The sequence below is a fragment of the Streptomyces macrosporus genome (assembly GCF_039533145.1).
Taxonomy (GTDB): Bacteria; Actinomycetota; Actinomycetes; order Streptomycetales; family Streptomycetaceae; genus Streptomyces; species Streptomyces macrosporus.
The window spans coordinates 91,928-102,591 of sequence record NZ_BAAASZ010000007.1; the positions used below are offsets into that span (position 1 = coordinate 91,928).

A 10,664-nucleotide genomic window follows, 5' to 3' on the forward strand; every position below is an offset into this window, starting at 1 on the left:
CGGCCTCCGCGTCGTGTCCGACAAAGGCGACGCCCCGTCGGCCCGTGCCGACGGGACCGACGCCAGATCCGACGCCAGGGACCGACGAAATCGGTTTCCATGGGACCGAAACGGGGCGATGCCGGCCCTGATCGACGAAGTGGAGCGGGGGCGAGTGGGGAACGGGGGAACGGGGGAATTGGGTCCCACCTCCTCTCCTCCGTCCCTCTCCCGTGTTCCGCTCGCGCGGCGCGCGGTGTTCCGGACATCGCGACACGGCAGGCCCCGCGACGCCGCGGCACATGGGTGAGCGCTTCCCGTACGGGTGCCCGGGGCCGGGACCACTCGATCCGGTGACCACTCCCGGAACGCCACCGTTCCGGGCGGACCGGTCGTGACACTCGCCGCGTGGTGGACACGACATCGAACACACCGGACCCGCTCGGCCCCGCCGCACAGGGCCCTCCGACCGAGGAGACCTCGGCCGGGAGGAGGCGGGTGCGGTTCCCGCTGGCGCACTGGGTGCTCGCACCGCGCACGACCTGGCGGGCCCGCCGTATCGCGGCCACGTCCGGACTGGACATGGACGCCCGTACCGCCTGGGTGGTGGCACGGCTGACCCGCCGCTCGGAGGAATACCCCTACGCGATGCGCCGTCCGGACGGCGAGGACCTCGACGAAACCGGGCCCGGTTCGCGCTGAAGCCCCGTGCCGTCCGTCACCGCCCTCCACGCCGTCCGCGTCCGACCCGGCACGGCCGGACCAGCGGTGGCGGCGGCCGCGACGGAGGCCGGTGCCGGACGGTGGCGGGACGGACGTCCACGCCTCCGCCCCCGATCGGGCCGAGGTGGTGAGACGCTGGGAGAAGAGAGGGAACGCGCACGTACCGCCGCGAGCCGACATGTCGAGGAGGACGCTGTGGAAGCCGAATCCCGCCCCGCCGCATCGTCGAGGCCGGTCGTGGCCATCACCACCGTCGGCGACGACCGCGCCGTGCTCACCTTCTCCGGTGATCTGGACGCCGACAAGCTCCGTGAGCTGGAGGAGCGGCTTCTGGATCCGCGACTGCGCGATGCCCGTGAGTGGGTGCTGGAGATGAGCGACCTCGCCCATCTCGACCTGGCGTGCGCCTACGCCCTGCTGCGCGCGGCCACCCGGCCGGAGGGCGTCGCGCTCACCGTTCGCGGAGCCAGGCGCAGCGTGCAGCGGACGCTGCGCCACGCCGACGTGGACGCGGTCGCGGTGATCGAGGAGTAGCGGGAGCCGGCCACTCGGAAGCCCGTGTGCCGACCGGCACCCCGTGCGGCCCGGCACCCACCCGACGCCGCGAGCGCGGCAGCCGACGACGCCGGAGTGAAGCCGGAAGAGAACTCGACGCGCCTCCCGCGGCACGGGAAGGTAGCTATAAATAGTGTGCCAAGCGGAGACGTTCGAGGTGGTCGGGAGAGCGCGAGGGAAGGGGCGATGGTGTCGGACGGCACACCGTCTTCAGCCGGCGCCGGTAGCCGGTAGGAGAGCGCCTCCACGACCAGCCGCACCGGCCGTGCCGGCGCCATCGGGGCCGCCGGTCCGCCGGCGGCCCCGATGTCTCCCGCCGCCGTCACGGAGGACCGGGGCGGGTGGGGTGGTCACCAGGTGGGCTTGCGGACCGCTCCGTAGCCGCCGCCGTGGGGCCGGTCCTCGAAGTGCAGGTGCGGGCCGGTGGCATTGCCCGTGGAGCCCACCTTGCCGATCTCCTGACCGGCCTTGACCCTCTTCCCGGCCGATACCGAGCGACTGGACAGGTGGCAGTAGACGTACGTGCGGCCGTTGCCGGCGCGCAGGCCGATCCACTGGCCGTACGAGCCGCCGTTGCCGTTGGACCACTCGATGGTCCCGTCCCGGACGGCCACGACCTTCTTGCCCGAGGGGGCCGCGTAGTCCTCTCCCGTGTGGTAACCGGCCTTGTACCAGGGGCGACGGACGCCGTAGGGGAAGCTGACGGGGTATCCGGGAACGGGGGAGGGCACTCGGCCGCTTCCGCCGTTTCCGGAGTGTTGCGGGCTGTGGGCGAGGCCGAGCTCGGCGAAGGTCCGAGGTCCGGGCAGACCGTCCGCGTCGGAGCCGGCCCAGCCCTGTTTCCTCTGGAACGAGGCGACGGCGGCCTTGGTCTGGTCCCCGTAGTACCCGGTCGCCCCGTCCGCGATCTTGTGTCCCTTGGCGATCAGGGCCTTCTGGAAGGTCCGGACGCAGGAATCCTTCCTGCCGAATGCGACGTGCGAGTAGTTGATTGTGGTTGCCATGACTACGCCACCTTGAGATCAAGGCGTTTGCAGGTTTCGACCCCCGGAATGCCGTCCGCGTCGGAGCCGGTCCAGCCTTGTTTCCTCTGGAAGGAGGCGACGGCGGCCTTGGTCTGGTCCCCGTAGTGCCCGGTCGCCCCGGCGGGTATTTTCTCTCCGTGCTCGATGAGGGCCCTTTGGAGATCGGCGACGTCTCCGTTGGTTTTCCCGTACCGCAGATTCTCCAGTTTCACGGTGGGACGGGCCGGCGTGGGTGTGTTTCCGAGGGCTTCCAGGAACCTGGGGAACACCGTGTCGGTGAACTGCTTGGCGCGCGCGTCTCCAGGGCATTCCGTCCCGTCGACGGACCACTTCCTGAACATGCGGTGGATGCCGAATCCGGGATCGGTGTCGGAACGGCAGATGCGTGCCGGAATTCCGTGGGTCCGGTGCGCCCAGACCATGATTTCGACCAGGGTGTCGATCTGGTCGGGAGTCCAGGGGTCGCTGTTCCTGGTGTCGGCCGCGCTCTCGACCGAGATGGCGCGGTTGTTGGCGGACGCGTTGGCGTCGGCACGGACATTGGTGTCCATGAACTGTCCGACTGCCCCGTCGTACCCGACGCCGAAGTGGCTCTCGGTGACGACGCCGTTCTCGTTCCAGAAATCCCGTAGGCGTTGCGGTGACCACGGCGCGGCGGCGCTGTGCAGGATGAGCTGCGTCGGGGTGATGCGGGTTTGGGTGGTGTTCTCGGGTATGGGAAGCCACGTGGCTCCGCGGTACCTGGCCATCGCCATCCTCCTCTCGTCTGTTGTCTTTCGTCGGTGGACGTCATGCGCGGCGCCGAGTCCGCCGGGCGGCGCCGTCGACGGTCCCCGTCCGGGGTCCATGGGGGAGGGGCGCGACGCGTGCGGGAACGGAAGAGTCGGCGAGCGGCCGGGGCCTCGTCGGGCGACCGCCGATGATCGCGGTGCCGCGGATCGCCGTGGGGGCGCGCCCGCGCGTTCGGGGGCCCGCCGCGGGCCAAGCCGCGCACATGCCTCGCGCGACCGCCGTCCGGCCGGAGCCCGGGTCGTTTGCGCGGCCCGCGTCGGCCGGATTCCGGACCCGCGCCGACGGATCGGCGGTTCGGGCCGTCTCCGCTTGCTTCGTCTGCTTCCGGCGCTCTGCCGGGGCCACCGTGTCATCCCGGTGAGTCAGGCGCCGGGGCTCCGCGCGGCTTTTCCCGGCGTGCCGCGAGTCCGGTCGGTGGCTTCCGTCGGCGTCGGAACCGCAATGTCCACCATGACCATCACCGCCGAATCGCGGATGGGTTCTCATTCCACCTTACGCGGACTCCGAGGTCGGTGGATGTCCGGCGGAACCCGAAGGGCGGAATTCTCGTGTGCCCTCCTTCGGTTTTCCCTCGTCGTCGACGATCGAGCGGCATAATCGTTCATTTGTCAACCACGTAAGGGGCGGATGACCGGACCATCGCGTTTTTCGGCCGCCGTGGAGCGGGGCGCGGGCGGTGTGTTTCCGTGTCCGGCGGGGTGTTTTCCGCGGTTCGGCTGTTTCCTTCCACGGTGAGTGTCCGCCCGACGGGATCGGCACGGTCACGGGGGCGACGCTCGTCCGCGAGCCGCCCGGGATCGGCCGGGAGGTCCGCCACCACCACGCCACCGCACCGTCGACCGGTGCTCGTGGCCGGTGGCGCCGGGCCTTCCGGTGGAGGTCGGAGCGGGTGGGCTCCGGTGCCGCGGGCGCGGCCCCCGAGCGTTCGGGGCCGCGGGTGGTCCACGAGACGGCCCGTCAGGGCCACTGCCTTCGAGGACGAGGAGAGCTGCGCCGGGGGTGGTCCACGCCCCGTCGAGGCGGAGGGCCGAGCCGTGCCCGGCCCGCGTCGTCATCCGCGCCGACCGCCTCCGCGGATCGCCCCGGGACGATCGTCACCACCCTTTGCGGGGCGGCTACAGGGCGATGTCGTCGTGGGACTCCAGGAGGGTCCAGCGCCGGGCGGCGCGGACGTCGGAGGGCAGCAGGTCGGCTTCCGGGAGCGGCCCCAGGTCGAGACCCGTGATCTCGGCGACGTCGGCGACGGGAACCTGAAAGGTGCGGAAGGCGCCCAGCGGAGGGGGGTTCCCGGCCCTCGCCGCCTCGGCCAGCGCCCTGTCGGCCGCGTCCCGGGAGAGGTCGGGGCTCTGGTCCAGGACGTAGGCGGTCGACGCCAGTTCGCCGTCCTGCACGAACGCGGCGACCTTCCAGAAGCGCAGCGGCACCTTGATGCCTCGGTACGGCGGATCGGAGTCCTCCAGGACCGGGCCGGTGAACACCGTCAGTTTGCGGTCGAACCGCTCGGCGTGGTCCAGGAGGAAGTCCTCGAGGCCCAGCCACAGCCGCTTGCCCTGGTTGAAGACGTTCATCTGGGGGGCCGCGTTCGTGTAGTGGAACGTGTCGGCGTTGGCCCGGTCCGCCTCTTCGCGCGTCCCCCACACCGGATCCAGACGACGGACGAGGTGCCCCTTGTCCAGGGGGTTGTCCCGGTAGATCTCGTGGCCCGCCTGTAGATCCTCGGGGAGGCGGGGATCGAGGCGCCACTCGTCGTCGCGCGGCACGTCGACCAGCCTCATGCCGTCGATCGTGACGGCCGTCGCCGCGGCCAGTCGCCGGTCGGGGCGGAAGACCACGCTGAAGTGCGTATAGGGCAGGACGACCGTCTCGATGCGCGGATTCGTGGGGGGCGGCAGCGGCAGGGTCGGCCCGAGGAAACGCGGGTCGTACCCCGTGCGGTTCGCCAGTGCCCCACGGGCGGTGGTGTCGATGGCTGTCTCTGGGGAGTCCGAAGAACCGGGCATGGGGCACTGGGTACCGCGCCACACGCCTCATATGACCATGTGCTTTCCGTGTCACCCGAACGGCCTAATGTCACCTTTTGTTGGGTCAAATGGATGACTAGTCTGGAAACTGAGGTTCCACCTGCGGGGCAGCGCTTCCGTCCGCGCGGAAGGAGACACCTCATGGCACACGGCATGTCCCTCCACATCGGGTTGAACAGGGTCGACCCCGACCGGTACGACGGCTGGGACGGCAAGCTCATCGCCTGTGAGAACGACGCCCACGACATGGAGCGGGTGGCGACGGAGACGGGTTTCACCGACCGTACCGTGCTCCTCACCGAGGACGCGACGGTCGACAACGTCACCGCCGGGCTGCGCAAGGCGGCCAGGGTGCTCGCGCCCGGAGACATCCTGCTCCTCACCTACTCCGGCCACGGTGGCCAGGTGCCCGACACCAACGGTCCCGAGGACGAGGTGGACCGCCTCGACGAGACCCTGGTCCTCTACGACCGGGAGTACGTCGACGACGAGCTGTACAAGGAACTCGACGGCTTCGCCGAGGGGGTCAGGGTCCTCGCCCTCCTCGACTGCTGCCACAGCGGCAGCGGCATCAGGGTGCGGGAGATCCTCAACGCCGAGGCCATGGAGGAACAGTTCCAGACCACCGACCCCAACGAGGTCGAGAGGACGTCCAGGCTGATGCCCCTGGACCGGCAGGCTCGGATCTACGAGCGGGACAAGGACTTCTACGACTCCATCCAGCGTGAACTGAACGCCAGGGACAACCGGGAACTCGGCGCGACCGCCCTGCTGATCTCCGCCTGCCAGGACAACCAGCTGGCGGCCGACGGCCTGCGCAACGGCCTGTTCACCGGGACCCTCCTGGAGGTGTGGAACGGGGGCAAGTTCACGGGTGGGTACAAGGCGTTCCACCGCGAGATCCTCAAGAAGATGCCGCCCAGCCAGAGCCCGAACCACTTCGTGACCGGACGCCGCAGCAACCGGTTCCTCAGGCAGCGACCCTTCACGATCTGAACCTTCGCGGCCCTCACGGCCGGCTCGTCTCGGCGACCCGGCGTCCGGTGGACGAGCGGTCGGACCGGTGCTCGGGCGAGCGCTCGACGCTCTCCGGATTCCGGGTTCCGGCGGCTCTCCCCGCCGCCCCGACCGACGCGCCCGCCGCGCATCCGCCCCTCCCGGCCACACGGAGGAAGGACGACTTCGTCATGGACGTGTACGACAGGACGAGGGAGGGAGGACGGCGCCACGCCGTGGCGGCGGCCCGGCGGTACCGCGACAGCAGGGCCGAGCGCGAGGAAATAGAGCGGCGGCGGCGCGACGGGGCCGCCTTCCCCGACGCGGGGGAGATGCTCGAGGCCCGGGCCGCCCGTCTGATCGACCGGAACGCCGTCCCCGCCGCGGCGGTGGTCGAGGGCATTCGCGGGGAACCGTTGGAGAAATCGGTCGCCTGGGAGCGCATCATCGGCATCTCCAAGGACCTCCAGGCGTGGAGCTTCCTGCCCCGGGGCGCCCGGGCCGCCAGGACGGTCGCCCGCGTCGCGGTGCGGGAGAACGGTCGGGAGCTGCCGATAGGGACGGGGTTCCTGGTCTCGCCGCGGCTGCTGCTCACCAACCACCACGTACTGCCCGACGAGGAAGCCGCACGGCAGTGCTTCGTGGAGTTCGACGCCCAGGTCACCATCGACAACGTCCCCGGGACCGCCACACGGCTCGACCTCGCCCCCGATGTCTTCTTCACCGCCCACGAGCCCCTCGACTACGCCCTGGCACTGGTCGCCTCGGGCGGTGACGGCCGGCCTCCGGGCGAGACGTTCGGATGGAACAGGCTCAGCGGCGAGCCGGGCAAGCTGGTCATCGACGAGCCGGTCGACATCGTCGGTCACCCGATGGGGCGCCTGAAGGAGATCGCTCTCCGCGACAACGCGCTCCAGACGCGGCTGGAGGACTTCCTGCACTACAGGACCGACACCGAACCGGGCAGTTCCGGCTCGCCGGTGTTCAACGACCAGTGGGAGGTCGTGGCGCTGCATCACAGCGGAGTGCCCCGCACCGACGCCCAGGGGCGCATCCTCCGCCGTGACGGCCGGGTCTGGCAGCGCGGCGACGGCGACGACGCCATCGACTGGATCTCCAACGAAGGCGTGCGCATCGACTCCATCCTCGATCACCTGGCCACGCTCCGTCTCGACGACGCGAGGCGGGCACTTCTGGCGGAGGTGGGAGTCGAGCCGGGGCCGGTGGAAACGGCGGCGCCGAGCGTGGGGACGCGGCCGTCCGCGGCGGCTCCCGTGGCCCCGATCGGCGCACGGCGGCCCGAGGAGGCGGCCACCGCGGACGCGGGCGTCGCCGCGCGGCCCACCGCCTTCGGCGGCAGCCGGCATCTGGTTTTCCTGCACGGTCGCAGCCAGCAGGGACGCGACCCCGTGCGCCTCCGGCGCTCCTGGACCGCCGGGCTGAACCACGGGCTCACCGAAGCCGGGCTCGCGCCCGTCGACCCGGCGGACGTCTGGTTCCCCTTCTACGGTGATGTGCTCGCCCGCGCCCTGGAGGCCCGCGAGGGGACGCCCCGCGCGATCGACCGGATGGTCGGCGAGCCGGCCGAGATGCTCGCACCCACGGCCTCTTCCCCCCGGACGGCCTACGAGGAGATCCTCGACGAGGCGGCGCGCAGGTCCGGCCTGCCCCCGGACGGCTCGCGGACCGCCGAACGATTCTCCTGGTCGGACGCGGTCGGCCGGCTCCAGCGTCGGCTGGGCTGGTTGGCCGCCAGGACGGACGTCGACGAATGGACCATCGCCGGGGTCTTCCGGGACGTCGCCGCGTACCTGGAGGACCAGCGGGTCCGTGACGAGGTCATCGACAGCGTCCTCGGCTGCATGCCCGGTTCCGGGGAGGTCGTCCTCGTCGGCCACAGCCTGGGCACGGTCGTGGCCATGGACGTGATCTCACGGCTCGCTCCCGAACCCGATGTCACCCTGCTCGTCACCGCCGGGAGCCCGTTGGGCATGGACAGCGTTCACGGGCGGCTGCTCAGCAAGGGGCCCGAACGTCCCGCCCGGGTGGTCCGGTGGCTCAACGTCTGGTGCCCCACCGACGCGATCACCATCGGATGCCCGCTGGGCGACGGGTGGAAGGACGAGTTGACGGACCGTGCGGTGACCAACGCCCGGGGCCGCGCCCACAGCATCCAGGAGTACCTCTCGCACCCGGACGTGGCCGAGGTGATCGGCGCCCGGCTCGCTCCCTGACGCCGCGTCCCCCGCTCCCCGTCCCGCGCGGTGTCCGCGCCGTCCGTGCCCGGTCCACGGTGGGTGGGATCACCCGAACAGGGGCGGCAGGCCGTAGGCCGGTCCCCTGCGAAGATCCCGCGCCCCCGTCGAACAGGCCGCCGCCCCCGCACGGCCCGGCGACCGCCGCGCAGGCTCCGCCGCCCCACGGCCCGGAGCACCGACCTCGTCCGATCCCGCCCTCCGTCCGGCGGGCTCGGGCCGAGGACGGAAAAGGCTCGATATTCCGGTGGGGCCGTTCCCTTTCGTTCCGGATGATTCTCGATCGTTGTGAACGGAGGCGAGTCGGCGGCTCCGGAAGTCCGCGTCCGGTGTCTCTCCGCGTGCACGGCAACGACAGGGGACGTCGAACGGCACGACCGATTGGGTGCAAAAAAGAGTGTCCGTGCGTCCGGGCCACAGGACCGGGTACATCGTTTCGGCTTCTGGTTTGTTCGCCGCGCGTCCGGAAGAGGAAAGGCATGCATGATCAGCCGGGAACCGCCGCTCGCGTACGGTCGGTGGCCGTCTTCGGTCTGAAGGGAATGCTGGTCGTCGCCCTCCTGGCCGCCGCGGTGGGCTGCGGAGACGACGAACCCTCGCCCGAAGGGGGCACGTCGTCGCCGAGGGACGCGGGGACCGCGACCCTCTTTCCGGGGGCCGTCGCCGAGGGCGAGCAGGAGAGCATCGACTTTCCCCAGGTGGACGTGGGCGAGACCGCCCGGTTCGACGTCGAAGTGCGCAATGACACGGACGAGGCGCTCGGCATGGAAGACGCGCGCGTCGTCGGCCAGAACTCCGATTCCGCACCGGGATCGGGACCCGTACGGGCTCGGGGTGCCGGAGAAGAAGCGGGGGTCGAGATCCTGAAGAACGAATGCGAGGGGAGGACTCTGCAGCCGGGGGAGGCGTGCAGCATTCGGATGCTGGTCCACGAGACGATCGCCCGGACCGATTGGGTCGAGCTGGAGGTCGAGACGGACAAGGGGCCGATCCGGGTTTCGGTGTCCGGGAAGACAGGGAGCCCGAACTCTCCCGTGCCCACGCGAACCCCGGGAACCGAGACGCCGGAAGGACCCCCCGGCGTCCCCTCTCCCGGGGATTCGGAGCCGGAGGGGCCGACGGGACCGACGGGACCCACGGGACCCACCGAGCCGCCGGTGTCCCCGGACGCTCCTCCGGACGTCCCGGACGGGCCGAACCCGCCTCCTCCCGCCGAACCGACGTAGCCGCGTCCCCGAAGAGAACACCGAAAACGTCGGACACCTGCCGAGAACTTCCACGGGGAGGACGTCGTCGCAGCGGATGAAAGGCGGTGCCGCCGTCTCGTGGAGGCTGCCAGGGCGCAAGAGATGATCGTGTGCGATTCGAGTCACCCGGGATGCATCGAAGATGACCAGTAAACGGACCGAGCGGTTGGCGACGCAGTCTCCCAAGGGAAAGACGTTCATCGAGAAGGCCGCTTACGTGGTGACGCCCGGAACGGTCGTCTTCGGCTTGCTCTATTATTTCGGCAACATGTACTACAACGCCTACTACTCGTACTTCGGAATTCATGCGAGTGATCTGGCGCTTACCACGCAGGATCGGCTGGTCGGCAGCCCTCCGGCGATCTTCCTGCCGCTCTGGGCCATGCTTGCCGTGGGGTTCGCGGTATTTCTCGTCTTCCCTCTGGTGAAACACCGGATTTTTTACGCGAAAGCGCTCTCGAAGCAGCGTCGCGCGCAATGGATCATTGCCTTGCTGGGTGCTTTCCTGGTGTTGCTGAGCTTTCCGATCTACATGAGAGCGGGGTGGTGGATGGCTTTCACTTCGAGATTCCTTCCGAGGACATGGCTCAAGGATCTCGTCCCGCTCTCCCTGGTGGCCGCCGGTGCCCTGCTCCTGCTGTTGGTCCTCTACCTGAAACGCGGTGCAGGACAGAGAGGGGATCGTTCCTGGCGAATCGCCGAGGGGTGCATCATCGCCATGGTGGCGATGGTCGTGTTCTATGCCACCACGCAGTACGCCGGCGGAGCAGGGCGTTCCAAGGCCGCCTCCATCGCCCGAAGCGACTATGTGGGGCTGACCCCCGTTCTGATCCACTCGAAAACGCCGATCTTCCCCTCGTCGCCCGCCGCGCAGTGTGAGGATCGCGGCGCCGCCTACATGCCCTACCGTTTCAGATGCAAGGGTTTCCGTGTCCTGGCGAAGTCGAGTACACGGTTCTTTCTCGTTCCCTGGCAGCGGCCACGAGACGGCGACATCACCTTGGTCCTCCGCGACGACGACACCATTCGGGTCGAGGTTCTCGGCAGGAGCAGGAGGTTCTTGTGACGGAA

General features: G+C 70.0%; 8 protein-coding genes. 5 read left to right on the plus strand and 3 right to left on the minus strand.

Going from position 1 to position 10,664, the window contains the following annotated elements; all coding sequences use genetic code 11:
* The first annotated feature begins 387 nt into the window (after window positions 1-387).
* Together ABD335_RS04745 and ABD335_RS04750 are read left to right on the plus strand one after the other, a co-directional pair.
* The gene (locus ABD335_RS04745) at window positions 388-681 is read left to right on the plus strand and encodes a hypothetical protein (protein WP_344320801.1); all 294 of its coding nucleotides are present in this window, start codon (window positions 388-390) and stop codon (window positions 679-681) included.
* A gap of 216 nt (window positions 682-897) precedes the next feature.
* Window positions 898-1,236: an STAS domain-containing protein gene (locus tag ABD335_RS04750; RefSeq protein WP_344320802.1), complete on the plus strand. Its 339-nt coding sequence runs from the start codon at window positions 898-900 to the stop codon at window positions 1,234-1,236.
* Between the two features lie 371 nt (window positions 1,237-1,607).
* Here the strand turns inward: ABD335_RS04750 and ABD335_RS04755 are convergent, their stop codons facing one another.
* From ABD335_RS04755 to ABD335_RS04765, 3 genes are all read right to left on the minus strand, one after another.
* Entirely contained in the window at window positions 1,608-2,261 is a 654-nt protein-coding gene (locus tag ABD335_RS04755) for a M23 family metallopeptidase (protein ID WP_344320803.1), read from the minus strand.
* A 2-nt stretch (window positions 2,262-2,263) separates the two neighbouring features.
* Complete coding sequence (locus ABD335_RS04760; protein ID WP_344320804.1) at window positions 2,264-3,031, minus strand: peptidoglycan recognition protein family protein; 768 nt, start codon at window positions 3,029-3,031, stop codon at window positions 2,264-2,266.
* Window positions 3,032-4,189: 1,158 nt separating this feature from the next.
* Window positions 4,190-5,074, minus strand: coding sequence for a DNA/RNA non-specific endonuclease (locus ABD335_RS04765; protein WP_344320805.1), 885 nt, complete (start codon window positions 5,072-5,074; stop codon window positions 4,190-4,192).
* Window positions 5,075-5,236: 162 nt separating this feature from the next.
* On the opposite strand from ABD335_RS04765, the gene ABD335_RS04770 reads away from it, so the two are divergent.
* The 3 genes from ABD335_RS04770 to ABD335_RS04780 all read left to right on the plus strand — a co-directional run bounded on the left by ABD335_RS04770 (window position 5,237) and on the right by ABD335_RS04780 (window position 10,659).
* Window positions 5,237-6,091 carry a caspase family protein gene (locus ABD335_RS04770; protein WP_344320806.1) on the plus strand — a complete coding sequence of 285 codons (855 nt, stop codon included), beginning with the start codon at window positions 5,237-5,239 and terminating at the stop codon, window positions 6,089-6,091.
* Between the two features lie 191 nt (window positions 6,092-6,282).
* On the plus strand, window positions 6,283-8,325 hold the full coding sequence (locus ABD335_RS04775; protein ID WP_344320807.1) for a trypsin-like peptidase domain-containing protein: 2,043 nt from the start codon (window positions 6,283-6,285) through the stop codon (window positions 8,323-8,325).
* Between the two features lie 1,410 nt (window positions 8,326-9,735).
* Complete coding sequence (locus tag ABD335_RS04780; RefSeq protein ID WP_344320808.1) at window positions 9,736-10,659, plus strand: hypothetical protein; 924 nt, start codon at window positions 9,736-9,738, stop codon at window positions 10,657-10,659.
* The last annotated feature ends 5 nt before the right edge of the window (window positions 10,660-10,664 follow it).